Source organism: Bradyrhizobium zhengyangense (assembly GCF_022012435.1).
GTDB classification, from domain to species: domain Bacteria; phylum Pseudomonadota; class Alphaproteobacteria; order Rhizobiales; family Xanthobacteraceae; genus Bradyrhizobium; species Bradyrhizobium zhengyangense.
This window is the reverse complement of record NZ_JAKLUA010000002.1, coordinates 637,762-654,686: the sequence shown is the minus strand read 5'-3', so window position 1 is coordinate 654,686 and position 16,925 is coordinate 637,762. Positions and strand designations below refer to the sequence as shown.

17 protein-coding genes are annotated in these 16,925 nt (G+C 64.6%); 6 read left to right on the top strand and 11 right to left on the bottom strand.

All coding sequences use genetic code 11. From position 1 onward, the window contains the following. Positions 1–99: 99 nt before the first annotated feature. The 3 genes from L6637_RS11420 to hpaR form a co-directional block, all read right to left on the bottom strand. Positions 100–1,623 (bottom strand): UxaA family hydrolase, encoded by a 1,524-nt coding sequence (locus tag L6637_RS11420; RefSeq protein WP_237870666.1) that lies wholly within the window; start codon positions 1,621–1,623, stop codon positions 100–102. Positions 1,624–1,806: 183 nt separating this feature from the next. Further along, a complete protein-coding gene (locus L6637_RS11415; protein ID WP_237863775.1) occupies positions 1,807–2,583 on the bottom strand; it encodes an HpcH/HpaI aldolase family protein in 777 nt (258 codons plus the stop codon). Between the two features lie 195 nt (positions 2,584–2,778). Further along, positions 2,779–3,297 carry a homoprotocatechuate degradation operon regulator HpaR gene (hpaR, locus tag L6637_RS11410; RefSeq protein WP_237863774.1) on the bottom strand — a complete coding sequence of 173 codons (519 nt, stop codon included), beginning with the start codon at positions 3,295–3,297 and terminating at the stop codon, positions 2,779–2,781. Between the two features lie 138 nt (positions 3,298–3,435). On the opposite strand from hpaR, the gene hpaH reads away from it, so the two are divergent. From hpaH to L6637_RS11380, 6 genes are all read left to right on the top strand, one after another. Then, positions 3,436–4,242, top strand: coding sequence for a 2-oxo-hept-4-ene-1,7-dioate hydratase (gene hpaH / locus L6637_RS11405; protein ID WP_237870664.1), 807 nt, complete (start codon positions 3,436–3,438; stop codon positions 4,240–4,242). Positions 4,243–4,276: 34 nt separating this feature from the next. Next, positions 4,277–4,675 carry a 5-carboxymethyl-2-hydroxymuconate Delta-isomerase gene (locus L6637_RS11400; protein WP_237863772.1) on the top strand — a complete coding sequence of 133 codons (399 nt, stop codon included), beginning with the start codon at positions 4,277–4,279 and terminating at the stop codon, positions 4,673–4,675. Continuing rightward, on the top strand, positions 4,668–6,206 hold the full coding sequence (hpaE, locus tag L6637_RS11395; RefSeq protein ID WP_237870662.1) for a 5-carboxymethyl-2-hydroxymuconate semialdehyde dehydrogenase: 1,539 nt from the start codon (positions 4,668–4,670) through the stop codon (positions 6,204–6,206). Before L6637_RS11400 ends, hpaE begins: the two co-directional genes overlap by 8 nt. Before the next feature lie 131 nt (positions 6,207–6,337). Then, on the top strand, positions 6,338–7,321 hold the full coding sequence (gene hpaD / locus L6637_RS11390) for a 3,4-dihydroxyphenylacetate 2,3-dioxygenase (protein ID WP_237870660.1): 984 nt from the start codon (positions 6,338–6,340) through the stop codon (positions 7,319–7,321). Between the two features lie 38 nt (positions 7,322–7,359). Further along, on the top strand, positions 7,360–8,229 hold the full coding sequence (locus L6637_RS11385; RefSeq protein ID WP_237870658.1) for a fumarylacetoacetate hydrolase family protein: 870 nt from the start codon (positions 7,360–7,362) through the stop codon (positions 8,227–8,229). 26 nt (positions 8,230–8,255) lie between these two features. Further along, on the top strand, positions 8,256–9,881 hold the full coding sequence (locus L6637_RS11380; protein ID WP_237870656.1) for a thiamine pyrophosphate-dependent enzyme: 1,626 nt from the start codon (positions 8,256–8,258) through the stop codon (positions 9,879–9,881). Positions 9,882–9,971: 90 nt separating this feature from the next. On the opposite strand, the gene alkB is transcribed toward L6637_RS11380, so the two are convergent. The 8 genes from alkB to L6637_RS11340 form a co-directional block, all read right to left on the bottom strand. Next, entirely contained in the window at positions 9,972–10,625 is a 654-nt protein-coding gene (gene alkB / locus L6637_RS11375) for a DNA oxidative demethylase AlkB (protein ID WP_237870654.1), read from the bottom strand. A 9-nt stretch (positions 10,626–10,634) separates the two neighbouring features. Beyond that, positions 10,635–11,381, bottom strand: coding sequence for a 2OG-Fe(II) oxygenase (locus L6637_RS11370; RefSeq protein ID WP_237870652.1), 747 nt, complete (start codon positions 11,379–11,381; stop codon positions 10,635–10,637). Positions 11,382–11,542: 161 nt separating this feature from the next. Beyond that, complete coding sequence (locus L6637_RS11365) at positions 11,543–12,229, bottom strand: DUF2848 domain-containing protein (RefSeq protein WP_237863765.1); 687 nt, start codon at positions 12,227–12,229, stop codon at positions 11,543–11,545. Continuing rightward, positions 12,222–13,571: an amidase gene (locus L6637_RS11360; RefSeq protein WP_237870650.1), complete on the bottom strand. Its 1,350-nt coding sequence runs from the start codon at positions 13,569–13,571 to the stop codon at positions 12,222–12,224. Before L6637_RS11360 ends, L6637_RS11365 begins: the two co-directional genes overlap by 8 nt. A gap of 42 nt (positions 13,572–13,613) precedes the next feature. Then, positions 13,614–14,333, bottom strand: a complete 720-nt coding sequence (locus L6637_RS11355; protein WP_237870649.1) for an ABC transporter ATP-binding protein — start codon at positions 14,331–14,333, stop codon at positions 13,614–13,616. Beyond that, entirely contained in the window at positions 14,323–15,054 is a 732-nt protein-coding gene (locus L6637_RS11350; protein ID WP_237863762.1) for an ABC transporter ATP-binding protein, read from the bottom strand. Before L6637_RS11350 ends, L6637_RS11355 begins: the two co-directional genes overlap by 11 nt. Next, a complete protein-coding gene (locus L6637_RS11345) occupies positions 15,044–15,964 on the bottom strand; it encodes a branched-chain amino acid ABC transporter permease (protein ID WP_237863761.1) in 921 nt (306 codons plus the stop codon). The genes L6637_RS11350 and L6637_RS11345 overlap by 11 nt, the downstream gene beginning before the upstream one ends. Continuing rightward, a complete protein-coding gene (locus tag L6637_RS11340) occupies positions 15,957–16,880 on the bottom strand; it encodes a branched-chain amino acid ABC transporter permease (protein ID WP_237863760.1) in 924 nt (307 codons plus the stop codon). Before L6637_RS11340 ends, L6637_RS11345 begins: the two co-directional genes overlap by 8 nt. Between the last annotated feature and the right edge of the window lie 45 nt (positions 16,881–16,925).

Genomic DNA, 16,925 nt, shown 5'->3' with positions numbered 1-16,925 from the left:
ACGTTAATCTCGGGTGACCGCAGGAATTCCCGCGGTCATATGGCACCTACGTATGATTACGTAGGTGTCGGCATTCTGCAGCGAGGTGCATCAGCACCGTCACATCGTCGCGCCCAGCACCCAGGGCGCGAACTCGGCGCCGCCGAAATCGAAGCTTTCGCTCTTGGTCGGCTGACCCGACGCGGTCTTGAGGATGAGATCGAAGATGCGCTTGCCACACTGCTCGACGCTCTCCTCGCCTTCGAGGATGGTGCCGCAATTGACGTCCATATCCTCTTCCATGCGCTTGTACATCGGCGTGTTGGTGGCGAGCTTGATCGAAGGTGCCGGCTTGCAGCCGAACACGCTGCCGCGCCCCGTGGTGAAGCAGACGAGGTTAGCGCCACCGGCGACCTGCCCGGTGGCTGCGACGGGGTCGTAGCCGGGCGTGTCCATGAACACGAAGCCGCGCTTGGTCACCGGCTCGGCGTAGCGCAGCACCTCGACGAGGTTGGTGGTGCCGGCCTTGGCCATCGCGCCGAGCGACTTCTCCAGGATGGTGGTGAGACCGCCGGCCTTGTTGCCGGGGCTCGGATTGGCGTTCATCTCGGCGCCTTCGCGCGTCGTGTATTCGTCCCACCAGCGCATGAGGTCGACCAGCTTCTCACCGACCTCGCGGCTGACCGCGCGGCGGGTCAGCAGATGCTCGGCACCGTAGGTCTCCGGCGTCTCCGAGAGGATCACGGTGCCGCCATGGCGGACGACGAGATCGCTGGCCGCGCCCAGCGCAGGATTGGCCGAGACGCCGGAATAGCCGTCCGAGCCGCCACATTGCAGCGCCACGGTCAGTTCGCTCGCCGGCACCGTCTCGCGCTTGACCTTGTTGGCGTCAGCGAGCGCCTCGCGCACGAAAGCGATGCCCGCCTCGACCGTCTTGCGGGTGCCGCCGACCTCCTGGATGTCCATCGCGCGCAGGCGGCCGGCGAGCTTCTGCTCTTCCATCAGGCCGCCGATCTGGTTCACCTCGCAGCCGAGGCCGAGCACGATGACGTGGGAGAAATTGACGTGCCGCGCATAACCGCCGAGCGTGCGGCGGAGCAGCGCCAGCGGCTCGTTCTGCGTCATGCCGCAGCCGGTCTTGTGCGTCAGCGCGACGACGCCGTCGACATTGGGAAACTCGGCCAGCGGATTGTCGCCGGTGAAAGGATTCTTCTTGAAGACGTCGGCGACAAGGCCCGCGACATGGGCGCTGCAATTCACCGAGGTGAGGATGCCGATATAATTGCGCGTGGCGACGCGACCGTCCGGACGGCGGATGCCTTCGAAGGTCGCTGGCAGATCGAAATTCGGCGTCGGCTTGACGTCGGCGCAATAGGCGTAGTCCTTGGCGAAGTCGCCCATGCCGATGTTCTGCACATGCACGTGCTGGCCCGGCGCGATGGCCTGGGTCGCAAAGCCGATGATCTGGCCGTAGCGGATGACAGGTTCGCCCACGGCGATCGGCTTGATCGCAACCTTGTGGCCGGAGGGGATGCGCTCGACCGTGGTGACGCCTTCGGCCACCACCGTTCCCGGCGGCAGGCTGGCGCGCGCGATCAGCACGCCATCATCGGGATGCAGGCGGATGACGGGGCTGATGGTCATGGAAGTCTCCTCAGGTCTCTTACTCCACCTCTCCCCGTTCTTACGGGGAGAGGTCGGATCGGCACAGCGATCCGGGTGAGGGGCAAGCCGCGCGCTCGATTTGTTAGTTTGGTCACGTATTGAGAGAGGCCCCTCCCCCTAACCCTCGCCCCGTAAAAAACGGGGAGAGGGAAAGGAGAGAGCTCAAGCCTTGCCGCCCGACTCCTTGCGGGTGGCGTTGACCTGCATCTTGGCGTAGGTCGTCATCAAGCCGACCTCGTTCGAGAGCGTCACCAGCTTGAAGCCCATGTTGATGGCGCGCGCAGCACCTTCGGCGCCGCTGCAATGGATGCCGGGATTGAGGCCGCGCTTGCCGCACTCCTTGATGATCTTGTCGTAGATTGCGAGGATCTCGGGCTCGGAGCGATCGAGCTTCGGCTCGAGGCCGTAGGAGAAGCCGAGGTCGGACGGGCCGATATAGACGCCGTCGATGCCTTCGACGTCGAGGATCGCTTCCATGTTCTCGACCGCGGTCTTCGTCTCCATCATCGGCAGCAGGATGGTGTCGGCATTTGCGGTCTTCTGGTAGGAGCCCGCGGTGCCGTACATGCCAGCGCGGATCGGGCCGTTGGAGCGGACGCCCTGTGGCGGATATTTCGAATAGGAAACGAGGTTCCTGGCTTCCTGCGCCGTGTTGACCATCGGGCAGATCACGCCATAGGCGCCGCCGTCGAGCACCTTGCCGATGATGCCGGGCTCGTTCCAGGGCACGCGGACCATCGGGACGACCGGGTGCTTGTCCATGGCCTGGAAGCACTGCACCATCGACTGGTAGTCCTGCACGCCATGCTGGATGTCGACGGTGACGCTGTCGAAGCCGCATTGCGCGATCATCTCAGCCGAGAAGCCGGAAGGAATAGCCAGCCACGCGTTGACCACGGCCTTGCCCGACTTCCAGATTTCCTTGACCTTGTTCGCCACGTTGCCTTCCTTCTTTGTTGTTGGGACGCTTCGACCCTGCGGGCGGTGTTCATTATCGCCGCCCGGATATCATCCGGCAAGGCTGGCGTCATCCGCCACGGCCCCGGATTGGGGTGACCGGCTCGCGCGGCACTTTGAGCGAAAAAAAGCGCTGATGTCCACGACAGACGCTGCGCTCTCGCGCATATCTGCTGTTCACTCCTCGGCACTTGCCCCGTCGGCGGCGCCGAGTCCTGCGAGACTCTGTTCCAGCTCTCCGAGCATCTCCTGCAACTCGGCAAGCTTTCGCGCGCCGAAGCGCTGCGTGATCTCGGCATAGATCGCTTCCGATGAAGGCGCGACGGAGGCCATCAGCTTCACACCGTCTTTCGAGATCGAGACCATGCTGCGGCGCTGGTCCGACTTCGCCGTCCTGCGCTCGATCAGATTGCGTGCCTCGAGATCGCGCAGGATACGCGACAGGCTTGGCCCCAGGAGGAACGCGGTGCGCGCGAGTTCCGTGACCTCGGCGGCCTCGATGGCGGCGAGCGCGCGCAGGATTCGCCATTGCTGCTCGGTCAGACCGTGCTCGCGCAGCTTGGGGCGAAATTGCCGCATCACCGCCTCGCGTGCCCGGAGCAGCGACATCGGCAGCGAGCGCGAGAAATCGCGCATCGGCACCTGGCGGGCGACGGGTGCATTTCCGTTCGCGGGATCAGGGGGTCTCTTCGCCATATCGCCCTTTCAAAGTCGCCCTTTTCAGACCGCAAATCAGACCGCAAAACGTTTGCAGTGCAGCAAACCCAATTTCTGTTTGACGCAGTCACTTAACATGTTAAGTATCTCGAGGCACCACGATTTCACAGATCACCCATGGCGCTTTCCAACGACGATATCCAAGCTTGCGCTGACCGTCTGCACCGGGCGGAGAAGACCCGCGTGCAGATCCGGCAACTGTCGCAGGATTTCCCCGGGATCACCATCGCCGATGCCTACGCGATTCAGAAGGCATGGGTCGACATCAAGGTCGCCGAGGGACGCCTCGTCAAAGGCCACAAGATCGGCCTGACCTCGAAGGCGATGCAGAGCGCGCTCAACATCGACGAGCCTGATTCCGGCGTGCTGCTGGACGACATGTTCTTTGCCGATGGCGGGACCATTCCGACCGAGCGCTTCATTGCGACGCGCGTCGAGGCCGAGCTTGCCTTCGTCATGAGCAAGCGCCTGTCGGGGCCCGACTGCACGATGTTCGACGTGCTCAACGCCACCGACTTCGTGGTGCCGGCGCTGGAGATCCTGGATACGCGCATCCAGCGGGTCGATCCCACGACCAAGGCGACGCGCAAGATCTACGATACAATCGCGGACAATGCCGCAAATGCCGGCATCGTGCTCGGCGGGCGGCCGATCCGCCCGCTCGATGCCGACCTGCGCTGGATCGGCGCGCTCTGCTTCAGGAACGGCCAGCTCGAGGAGACCGGCCTTGCCGCCGGCGTGCTCAATCATCCCGCAACCGCCGTTGCGTGGCTTGCGAACAAGATCGCGCCGCTCGGCCTTGCGCTGGAGCCCGGCCAGGTCGTGCTGGCCGGCTCCTTCATCCGTCCGATCGAGACCCGCAAGGGCGACACAATTCAAGCCGATTATGGCGCCTACGGCTCGGTCAGCTGCTACTTCGCTTAGAAAGCAATAAGACGACACAGGGAGTGAAACTGCCATGCCGCATTTCACGATCGAATATTCGGCCAATCTCGACAGCCGCCTCGACATCGCGGCGGTGTGCGAAGTCGTGCGCAAGGCAGCCGTCGAGACCGGGATCTTCCCGCTCGGCGGCATCCGCGTTCGCGCTGTCAGGTGCGAACACTATGCGATCGCAGATAGCAGGCACGATTACGGTTTCCTCGACATGGTGCTGCGCATCGGCGAGGGCCGCGACCTGCCGACCCGCAAGAAAGCCGGCGAGCATGTGTTTCAGGCGCTCTCAAAACATCTCGATCCCGTCTTCGCCGCCAGCAAGTTCGCTCTGTCGTTCGACATGCAGATCAACGACAAGGACACCAGCTGGAAGCGCAACAACATCCACGACGCCCTGAAAGTGGAGGCCGCCCATGGATAAGCCCACGCCGAAAGCCGATGTGTTTCAGGCCAACCGCGATCGCGTCGCACCGCTGCTGAAAAAGCTGCGCGCCGACGGCGTCGGCCACATGATCGACGGCAAGATCGTGCCGTCCATCTCAGGCGAGACGTTCGAGACCAAGTCGCCGGTCGATGGCGCTGTGCTCGCCAGCGTTGCGCGTGGCAATGCCGAGGATATCGATGCCGCGGCGACCGCCGCTTCCCTCGCCTTCAAGTCCTGGCGCGACATGGGGCCCGCGATGCGGCGCAAGCTGCTGCATCGGGTGGCGGATGCGATCGAGGACAATGCCGAAGATATCGCGGTGCTCGAATGCATCGACACCGGTCAGGCCTATCGATTCATGGCCAAGGCCGCGATCCGCGCCGCCGAGAATTTCCGCTTCTTCGCCGACAAATGCGCCGAGGCGCGCGACGGCCTCAACACGCCGAGCGACGAGCACTGGAATATCTCGACCCGTGTGCCGATCGGCCCGGTCGGCGTGATCACGCCGTGGAACACGCCGTTCATGCTCTCGACCTGGAAGATCGCCCCTGCCGTCGCCGCGGGCTGCACCGTCGTGCACAAGCCGGCGGAGTGGTCGCCGGTGACGGCAGCCATTCTGGCGCGGCTCGTGAAGGAGGCCGGCGTGCCCGATGGCGTGCTCAACACCGTCAATGGCTTTGGCGAAGAGGCCGGCAAAGCGCTGACCGAGCATCCCGCCATCAAGGCGATCGGCTTCGTCGGCGAGAGCGCGACGGGATCGGCGATCATGGTTCAGGGCGCACCAACCCTGAAGCGCGTGCATTTCGAGCTCGGCGGCAAGAACCCTGTCATCGTGTTCGACGATGCCGATCTCGATCGCGCGCTCGATGCCGTCGTGTTCATGATCTACTCGCTCAATGGCGAGCGCTGCACCTCATCGAGCCGCCTGCTTGTGCAGGCGAGCATTGCGGACAAATTCGTGGAGAAGCTGACCGCGCGGGTCAAAGCGCTGAAGGTCGGCCATCCCCTCGATCCCGCCACCGAGATCGGGCCGCTGATCCACGAGCGGCACCTCGCAAAAGTCTGTTCCTATTTCGACGTCGCGCGGCAGGACGGCGCGACGATCGCGGTCGGCGGCAAGGCCTATGACGGACCGGGCGGCGGACATTATGTCGAGCCGACGCTGGTCACAGGCGCGCACGGCAAGATGCGCGTGGCGCAGGAAGAGGTGTTCGGCCCCTTCCTTACGGTGCTGCCCTTCAAGGACGAAGCGGACGCGATCGAGGTCGCCAACGACATCCGTTATGGCCTCACCGGCTATGTCTGGACCAACGACGTCGGCCGCGCTCTGCGCGTCGCCGATGCCCTGGAGGCCGGCATGATCTGGCTGAACTCGGAGAACGTCCGCCATCTGCCGACGCCGTTCGGCGGCATGAAGGCCTCGGGCATCGGCCGCGACGGCGGCGATTACTCGTTCGACTTCTACATGGAAACCAAGCACGTCTCGCTGGCGCGGGGCACGCACAAGATTCAGAAACTGGGAATTTAGGGAAACGGTCATTCCGGGGCGCGCGAAGCGCGAGCCCGGAATCCATTCATCGACCAACTCTGCTGCACGATGGATTCCGGGCTCGGCTCTGCGAGCCGCCCCGGAATGACAGGAGACCGAGGGGAAACGCAATGCCCGTACCGCAACACATCTTCGAGCCGCCGTTCAATATCATCCGCTCCAGCCACGTCGTGCTCGACGTGACCGATCTGAAGCTGAGCCGCGAGTTCTACGAGACCACCGTCGGCCTGCATGTCGAGGATGCCGACGACAACGTGGTGTACCTGCGCGCCGCCGAGGAACATCAGCATCACTCGCTGGTGCTGCGCAAAGCGGCCGTGCCCGCCTGCAACAGGCTGGGCTTCAAGGTCGGCAATGACGGCGATCTCGACAAGGCCGCAAGATTTCTCTCCGAGAACGGCCTCGCCCATGCCTTTGTCGACCAGCCGTTCCAGGGCCGCACGCTGCAATTCTCCGATCCTTTCGGCTTCCAGATCGAGCTCTATGCGTCGATGGACCGCCGGCCGCATCTCTTGCGCCGCTATGATCTCTATCGGGGCTGCCACCCGCAGCGGCTCGACCATTTCAACGTCTTCGCGGCCGAGGTGCAGGACACCGTCGACTTCTATGCGCGGCTCGGCTTCCGTCTCACCGAATATGCCGAGGAGGACGGGCCGAACGGGCGCATCGCCGCGGCCTGGATGCATCGCAAGGGCAATGTCCACGATTTTGCCATCACCAACGGCAAAGGCCCGCGGCTGCATCACTTCGCCTACTGGACGCCGACGGCGATGAACATCATCCATCTCTGCGACGTGATGGCTTCCCAGGGCTTTGTGAAGAACATCGAGCGCGGCCCCGGGCGCCACGGCATCTCGAACGCATTCTTCCTTTATGTCCCGGATCCAGACGGACACCGCCTCGAGCTCTACACCAGCGACTATTTTACGGGCGATCACGACCACGAGCCGCTGCGCTGGTCGTTGCGCGATCCGCGCCGCCAGACGCTGTGGGGCGCACCCGCCCCGCGCTCCTGGTTCGAGCAGGGCTCGCCCTTCACGGGCCAGACCGTGCGCGAGCCGAAATTCGTGGCCGATGTGCTGGTGGCGGATTAATATTCCTCGTCGGGACGACGCAAGACAATGAGCAACCCATGAAGCTGCCTCGCCTCGCCACTTACTCCCTTAAGGGTGAAACCCGCTACGGCGCCGTCCTCGAGGGCGGCATCGTCGATCTCTCCGCGCGCCATGCCAAGGATTATCCGACGCTGCGCGAGGTAATCGCGGCCGGAAAGCTCGTGAGCCTTGCCGAAGAGGCCGCAGGCCGCACGCCGGTTCACGCGCTCGGCGAGATCACATGGCTACCGCCGGTGCCTGCGCCGGAGAAGATCATCTGCATCGGCGTCAACTATCCTGATCGCAACGCGGAGTACAAGGACGGCCAGGAGGCGCCGAAATATCCGAGCATGTTCATGCGGTCGCCCCGCTCCTTCGTCGGCCATGACACGCCGCTGGTGCGTCCGCGCGCCTCCGCGCAGCTAGACTACGAGGGCGAGATCGTGCTGGTGATCGGCAAGCCCGGCCGGCACATCAAGGAGAGCGCTGCGCTCGATCACGTCGCCGCGCTGACGCTCTGCAATGAAGGCTCGGTGCGTGATTGGCTGCGCCACGCCAAATTCAACGTTACGCAAGGCAAGAACTTTGATTCCAGCGGCAGCCTCGGACCGTGGCTCGTGCCGTACACGAAAGAAGCGCAGATCGCCGACATCAGGCTGACCACGCACGTCAATGGCGAGCTGCGGCAAGACGACCGCACCAGCCGGCTGATGTTCCCGTTCCGCTACCTCATCAGCTATATCTCGACCTTCGCGACGCTCGTGCCCGGCGACATCATCGTCACGGGCACGCCGACCGGCGCGGGAGCGCGATTCGATCCACCGCGCTACCTGAAGCCCGGCGATGTCATCGAGGTCGCGGCCGAGGGCATCGGCACTTTGCGCAACGGCGTCGTCGACGAAGCCTGAGACAACAACACGAATGGAATGATGCAATGACCACCCTCACCGGCGGCGAAGCGATCGTAAGCGGGCTCGTCGCCCATGGCGTCGACACCGTGTTCGGCCTGCCCGGCGCGCAGGTCTACGGCCTGTTCGACGCCTTCCATCAGGCCCAGCTCAAGGTGATCGGCGCGCGGCACGAGCAGGCCTGCGGCTATATGGCGTTCGGCTATGCCCGCGCCGGCGGCAGGCCGGGCGTGTTCAGCGTGGTGCCCGGCCCCGGCGTGCTCAACGCCAGCGCGGCGCTGCTCACCGCCTACGGCTGCAACGAGCCGGTGCTGTGCGTCACCGGCCAGGTCCCGACGCAGTTTCTCGGCAAGGGCCGCGGCCATCTGCACGAGATGCCGGACCAGCTCGCGACCTTGCGCAGCTATGTGAAATGGGCCGACCGCATCGAACATCCCGGCAATGCGCCGACGACAGTCGCGCGCGCCTTTCAGGAGATGACATCGGGACGGCGCGGTCCCGCCTCGGTGGAAATGCCCTGGGACGTCTTTACGCAGCGCGCCGACACCGCTGCAGCGCAGGTGCTGGAGCCACTGCCTGCGCCGCTCCCGGATCCCGATGCGATCAAGCAGGCCGCAGCGCTCGTCAAGGCCAGCAAGGCGCCGATGATCTTTGTCGGCAGCGGTGCGATCGAGGCACGCGACGAGATCCTCGAGCTCGCGGAGATGATCGACGCGCCCGTGGTTGCCTTCCGCAGCGGCCGCGGCATCGTCTCGAACGCGCATGAGCTCGGCCTCACCATGGCCGCCGCCTACAAGCTGTGGGCCAAGACCGACCTGATGATCGGCATCGGCACACGGCTGGAATTGCCGACGATGTCGCGCTGGCCGTACCAGCCCGACGGGCTCAAGAGCATCCGCATCGACATCGATCCCGTTGAGATGCGGCGCTATCCGTCCACCGCGGCAATCGTCGCCGATGCCAAGACTGCGACCGCCGATCTCGTCGCCGCCGTCAGCAAGGTCGGTTACAGCAAGACCGCCGGACGCCGCGGCGCGATCCGCGAGGCGAGTGCGAGCGCTCAGGCAGAGATCCAGCGCGTCCAGCCGCAGATGGCGTATCTCAACATTTTGCGCGAGGTGCTGCCGGCGAACGCGATCGTCACGGATGAATTGTCCCAGTTCGGCTTCGCCTCCTGGTACGGCTTTCCGATCTACCAGCCGCGCACCTTCATCACGTCAGGCTATCAGGGCACGCTCGGCTCGGGCTTTCCGACCGCGCTCGGGGCGAAGGTCGCCAACCCCGACAAGCCGGTGGTCGCGATCACCGGTGATGGCGGCTTCATGTTCGGCGTGCAGGAGCTCGCCACCGCCGTGCAGTTCAAGATCGGCGTGGTGACGCTGGTGTTCAACAACAACGCCTATGGCAATGTCCGCCGCGACCAGCGCGAACGCTTTGACGGCCGCGTGGTCGCATCCGACCTGGTCAATCCTGACTTCGTCAAGCTCGCGGAGTCCTTCGGTGTGGCTTCTGCGCGCGTCACAGCGCCGGACCAGTTCAAGGCGGCGATGGAGAAGGCACTCGCGCATGGCGGGCCCTATTTGATCTCGGTGGAAGTAGCGCGGGATTCGGAAGTCAGCCCATGGGCGTTCATTCACCCGCCGAAGCCGTAGTTTTGTCATTCCGGGGCGCGCGAAAACGCGAACCCGGAATCTCGAGGTTCCGGATTCGATGCTTCGCATCACTCCAGAGCGACCGCGGCTTCACCGCGTCCGGCGAAACGTCAGATTGATCCTGATGCGCCCCAGCAGCGCGTGCTCGCCCTCGGCGAGCGGTGCGACGCCGTGATAGGCGAGCCTGGACGGCCCACCCCACACCACGACGTCGCCATGCACGAGGCGAAAGCGGCGCGGCTTGTCGGCGCGCGCCAGGCCGCCAAACAGGAAGGTCGCGGGCAGGCCGAGCGAAACCGAAACGATCGGCGCAGAGAAATCCAGCTCGTCCTTGTCCTGATGCAGCGACAGCCGCGTGCCGGGCTCGTAGCGGTTGACCAGGCAGGCATCGGGCGCGAAGCCTTTGAAGCCGCCCTGCTCCGCGGCGCGACGGGCGAGATCGCGGAGCACTTGCGGCATCGCCGGCCATTGCGCGCCGGTTTTGGGATCAATGGGATCATAGCGATAGCCGGTATGATCGGTGATCCAGCCACGCTCGCCGCAATTGGTCATCGCCACCGACATCAAATGGCCGCCGGGCGTCGTCATCCGCCGGAACGGCGACTGCGCCACGATGCCGCGCACCGCTTCGATCAGCTCGCTTTCGATCGGCCTGACGAAGCCGCGCAACAGCACGGCGCCGTCCGCGATCTCCTCGCGCGACGGCTGCGCCTCGGCAACGCTGTCGAACAAATCAGCCGTCAACGGCTCCGCTCATTTCGCATCGTGAAAGATCACACCCACCGTGTGGCGCTGGCCGGACCTGATCCGGCTGACGCCATGGCGGAGATTAACGCGGTAGGTGCCGCGTGTCCCCTGCACCGGGCGATGGTGCACAGCAAAGGCAACGGCGTCGCCTTGCATCAGTGGAACCACCTCGGCCCGCGACTGCATGCGCGGCCGCTGCTCGGTCAGCACGAATTCGCCGCCGGTGAAATCGCGCCCCGGTTCGGACAGCAGGATCGCGACCTGGAGCGGGAACACGTGCTCGCCGTAGAGGTCCTGATGCAGGCAGTTGAAATCGCCAGCCTCGTATTGCAGCAGCAGCGGCGTCGGCCGCGCCTGCCCTGCCTCGTGGCAGCGCTTCAGGAACGCGGCGTGGCTTGCGGGATAACGGATGTCGATCCCCATCGCCTCGTTCCATCTGTTGGCGACGCCTTGCAGCTGCCCGTAGAGCGCCGGGCGCAGCTCTGCGATCAGATCGGGCAGCGGATAGGAGAAATATTTGTACTCGCCGCGGCCAAAACCGTGGCGGCCCATGACGATGCGACTGCGGAAGTGCGCATCGTCGGCATAGAGCGCGGCGATGCTGCGGCATTGGCCGGGCGTGAGCAGGTTCCTCAGGACAGCGCAGCCCTGGGTGTCGAGTTCGGTGGTGATGTGGGGCCAGTCGAGGGTTGCGACGTGAGCGGCGAGGTCAGCGGATGGCTTTTGGAGCGATTTGCGTGCTGTTGCTGTCATGGCCAACACTTTCGCAAAGCTAGCTCACCCTCTACCACCCGATTTCCGATGACTCTCTCCCCGTCATTGCGAGTGCAGCGAAGCAATCCAGACTACCTCCGCGGAACCAGTCTGGATTGCTTCGTCGCAAAAGCTCCTCGCAATGACGTTGGGGACGGACCTCAGCCTCGCACCGGCAGCGTCGTTACGTCATACCCGTGCTTGATCGTGCGCTTCAGCACCGGATCCTCCAGCTCGAAGTCGAAACGCTCGGCCGGGCGGATGCCGCCCTTGGCGGCAAACGTGCCGCCGAACATGGCGCAGCCGTCCGGGAACTTGCCGCCCGCAAAACCGCGCGCGATGAGGTCATCGACCGGCAGCATCGCATCCAGCGTGCCCTCCTGGTAGAGCACGCGCTCGCCATTGATGGTGGCGTAGGAGCGCAGGATCATCTTGTCCCAATGGCCGATGACGTCCTCGAGCTCCCACAGCGTCGAGGCGACCGGTTTGTCGCACATCTGCTTGGAGACGGTGACGTTGTAGGCCTCGACCTTGCGGTCGGTGTGGTCGGAGCCGCAACCGACGAAGATGCGGCCCTGCCAGCCGATCAGCACGAACTCGACTTCGCCTGAGGAATCGCCGCCGGTGCATTCGATGCCGTCTTCCTGAGTGAGCCGTCGCGCCGAGGCGCGATAGTAGATCGGCGTCGAGGCCGGCGGCGCGATGCCCATCTCCTGCAGCTCGGCGATGTGCTTGTCGCGCGCGACCGGATCGCGGCCGGTCCAGCCGGCGATGACCATCTGGTCGATCGCCAAGGTCAGCGGCGTGGTGGTGCCCTGGGCGTCGACGGTGAAAGTGAGGTCAAACACGAATGACGGCCTCCATGCCGGCAGCAAGTTCAAAGATACGGCGGTCCGAGCCGCCCGCCCCTGCAAGCATCAGGCCGACGGGAACCTCGCCCTCGCGATGCGCCGGCAGCGAGATGGCGCAGCCGTCGATCATGTTGATCAGGGTGCAATTGCGCAGTGCCCGCAGGTTTTGCGTGGTGAACGCCTTGTCGTCGGCGAGATCGGCGATCTTCGGCGGCGTGTTGGCGGTGGTTGGCAGCACCAAGGCGTCATAGGGCGCGATGCGGGCGTTGACGCGGGCGATCAGCGACCGGCGCTCGTTGAGGAGATCGATGTAGTCGGCCGCGCTCTGCGCCTCGCCGCGCATGATGCGGACGGAGACGCGGGGGTCGTAGACATCGCCCTTGGCGGTGATGAGATAACGATGCCAGGCATAGCTCTCGGACGCCGCAAAGCCGCCCTTGGCGTTCATCGGGCCGATGTCGTGGAATTCGATCATCTCGATGCGCTCGATGATGGCGCCGTGATCGGCGAGCGATTTCAGCGCGCGCTCGAAGGTTTCGGCCACGGGCGCATCGAGATCGTCGAGCGCGATCGTGGTCGGCACGGCGAGCCGCATGCCCTTCACGGGGCGCGGCTTGAGCGCCGTGATCGGCTCGTTGGCGAGCACCGCATCGAGAATGGCACAGCAGCTGACCGAGCGCGCCAGGGGGCCGATGCTGTCGAGCGAGAACGACAGCGGCACGGAGCCGTCGAGCGGTACGCGGCGCTGCGTCGGCTTGTAGCCGACGATGCCGTTATAGGCCGCAGGAATGCGGCAGGAGCCGCCGGTGTCGGTGCCGAGCGCGCCATGCGCCATGCCGTCGAGCACGGAGACCGCCGCGCCCGACGACGAGCCGCCAGGCACATGTCCCTCGGCCCGGTTCCAGGCGCCTTTAGGCGTTCCATAGTGCGGATTGATGCCGATGCCGGAATAGGCGAACTCGGTCATGTTGGTGCGCCCGATCACGACGAAACCGGCCTTGCGCAGCCGCGCGACCGCCGCCGCGTCGTGCTCGGCTGGATCGGAATCGTCGAGCGCACGGGAGCCGGCGCGCGTGGTCTGTCCCTTGATGTCGAACAGATCCTTGATCGAGATGGGAATACCGGCATAGCGCGAGGGCGCCGCGTTGACCTTGCGCAGGGCATCCATGGCGTCGGCGGTGGTCAGCGCGGCGTCCTTGTCGACAAGGATGAAGGTGCGCTGCCCCTCGCCGGCGGGATCGGCGATCCTGGCGATGCACGCCTCGACCAGTTTTCGGGAGGTGGTGCGGCCGCTTTCGAGATCGTCGGCCAATGTGGCGAGGGTTGGGGCGTTCGGCATGTCTGGTTCGCCTGCGTCGGGCGCGGCCAAAACACTGCCGCGCTATTTCAATCCAAAATAGGCGCGCCGCAGCGCCTCGTTGTCGGTCATCTCGGCAACCGTGCCGGAAAAGCGAATGCGCCCGCCTTCCAGAACAAATACGCGGGTTGCCACTTCAAGGAAACCGATATTCTGCTCGGCGATCAAAAGCGCGATGCCGCGCCCCTGCAGGCCGTTCAGGATCCGGATGACCTCCTTGACGAAGAGCGGCGACAGGCCGGCCGAAGGCTCGTCCATGACGAGAAGCTTCGGCTCGGCCGCGAGCGCCTTGGCGATCCCGAGCATCTTGCGCTGCCCGCCCGACAGGCTGGAGGCGGCGTCGCGGCGCTTGTCGCGCAGGGCGGGAAAGAGACCATAGAGCTCGTCGAGGCGCCGGCGGGGATTGGCATGACCCAGCGCCTGAGCCCCCACCAGGATGTTCTCCTCGATCGACAGGTCAGGAAACACCGCGAGCTCCGACATGTAGGTCATGCCGAGCTTCATGCGGTCGCTGGAGCGCATATGAGCGATGTCCTGCCCGCCGAGCGCGATGCTGCCGTGACGAGCCTCGACCAGGCCGACCAGCGACTTCAGGAACGTGGTCTTGCCGGCACCGTTGGCGCCGAGCAGCAGGACCGTCTCGCCTGGTTTGACGTCCAGATCGACGCCCCACAGCACCTGCATCGTGCCGTAGCCCGCATCGACGCCTTGCGCCTGAAGAAGAGGCGTTGCTTCAAGCGGCATGCTCGCCTCCCAAGAACACCTCGATCACCTGCGGTTCCTTCACGGCCGCAGCGAGCTTGCCCTCGAAGATTTCCCGCCCCGCATTGAGAACGATGACGCGGTCGGTGATGTGCTCGATGAAACCCATCAGATGCTCGACGACGATGATCGACATGCCGCCGGCCGCGAGCTGCTTGATCCGCTCGGCAATCCAGTCGAGCTCGGCGGGATTGAGCCCGGCGGCGAGTTCGTCGAGCAGCAGCAGGCGCGGTCGCGTCGCCAGGGCGCGGACCAGATCCAGCATCTTCTGCTGCGCACTGTTGAGATCGGCCGCCGGCCGATCGGCCACACTGGCCAAACGATATTCGTCGAGCAGCGCGTCGAGCGCCGGCGGCGCTCCGCCGATGTGGCCGTAGGCCAGGGCGACCCTGACGTTCTCCCGCACGGTCAGCGACATGAACGGCTTCGGCACCTGGAAAGTCCTGTTGATGCCGCGATGGACCAGCTTGTGGGACGCAACGCCGCCGATGGACGCGCCATCGAACGCGACCTCGCCGCCGTCGGGCGCGTAGAGACCGGAGATCACGTTGATAGCCGTGGTCTTGCCCGAGCCGTTCGGGCCGACCAGCCCCAACACCTCGCCGGGCGCGGCATGAAAGCTGAGGCCGTCGAGTGCAACGAAGCCGCCAAAGCGCTTCACCAGCTTGTGGACGCTGAGAATGGGTTTTGTGTCAGGGGACATGCCAGCCCCTCCGCGTCGCCAGCGAGACCAGCCCGGCCGGCAGGAACAACACCAACCCCATGATGAGGAGACCGTAGATGAGCTGGAAATATTGCGGGGTCGTGAACCCGATCAGATTGTAGACGCCGTACAGGATCAGGACGCCGATGATCGGACCGGAGATCGTTGCAACACCTCCAAACAGCGCGAAGACGATCGCGAAGATGCTGAACTCGCCGCTAAAGACGTTGTCGGGATAGAACACGGACACGTACCAGGCATAGATGCCGCCGGCGAGCCCCGCCACCAGCGCTGACGCCAGCCAGGCCGCAATGCGCATCTTGACGACGTTGACCCCCGCCATCGACGCGCTCACGGAATCCTCGCGAACGGCCTGCAGCGCCAGCCCGAAACTCGAGTTCTTCAGGAAGACGACACCGCCCACCGTCAACGTCAGCACCACCAGCGCCGCATAATAGGCGTGCGAGGGATTGAACGTACCCGTCAGCGACACGCCATACGGCCCCTTGGTGATACCCTCCAATGCGGGATTGGCGACCAGGTGCAGCACGGCCAGTGACGCGGCGAGATTGGCAATGGCAAAATAGGCGCCGGAGAGCCGCAACAACGGCGTCAGCAAGAGGCCGAGCAGCACGCCGACCAATCCCGCCGCCAGCACGGCCACCAGCGCCGGCGACTGATAGTGCATCACCAGCACCGCAAATCCATAGGCACCGGCCCCGAAGAAGCCGACATAGCCGAACGGCAAATAGCCGGTGAAGCCGTAGATGATGTTGACGCCCTGCGCGAGGATCAGGAACGTGACGAAATTGAACAGCAGCAGATGGTTCTGGTAGAGGCCCGGCAGCACCGCAAACACTGCGATCAGCGGCACCAGAATGAACAGCACATGCTTGACGGCATTAGGCAACGCGCACCCGCCTTCCAAGCAGGCCGCTCGGACGTAGCAAGAGGATCAGGATCAGCAGCACATAGGGCAGAAGATCCGCCCATGAGCTGAGATAGGTCTGCACCAGCATGTAGCAGACACCGTAGACGACACCGCCGAGCGCCGTGCCGAGCGGATTGCCGAGCGAACCCAGCACGACGATCGCAAACGACGTGACCGTCGCGTCCGCGCCGAAGGCCGGCGTGATCGAGCCGAACATGAACGGCGCAAACACGCCCGCAACCGCAGCAAGTCCGAGTCCGATTCCGAAGGCCGCGGCCGAGACGCGATCAACATCGATACCCGACGCCAGCGCCTCGTCGCGTCGCGACATCACGGCCCGCGTCAGGGTGCCGAGCCGGGTGCGATAGAGATAGACGTACACGAGACCGATCGCGACGAGGCTGGTTCCGGCAGCAATCACCCAGGGCGCGGGAAATCCCTGGCCGAGAATGCGGATCGGACCGGTCTCCGGCTTGCCGCCGAACAGCTGGACCTTGATGGTCGAGAAAACCGTGCCGAGCAGCCGGCTCTGGATCGAGCGCTCGCTGGTGCCGGCGAAGATCGTGGTGATGGCTTCGACCACCTGCGACAGGCCGAAGAACAGGATGATCGACAGCATCTCGGGATTTGCGGATCCCTGCAGACGCGGCACCAGCACCCAATAAAGCAGCATACCGACCAGCAGAAACACCATGAATGCCAGCGGCACCGCAAACAGTGGGTCGATTCCGGCCAGCGCGACGACGCCCAGCGCCACGAAGGCGCCGAGCATCAACACGTCGCCATGCGCAAGATTGACAATGCGCATGACGCCGAAGACCAGATTAAGCCCCATACCGACCAGGCTGAAATACAGCCCGAACAGGACACCGGCGACCAAGGCGTAGGTCAACATCAGCAGCCGACTCCCAGGACTTGTCCCAAGACTTGACCCACAACT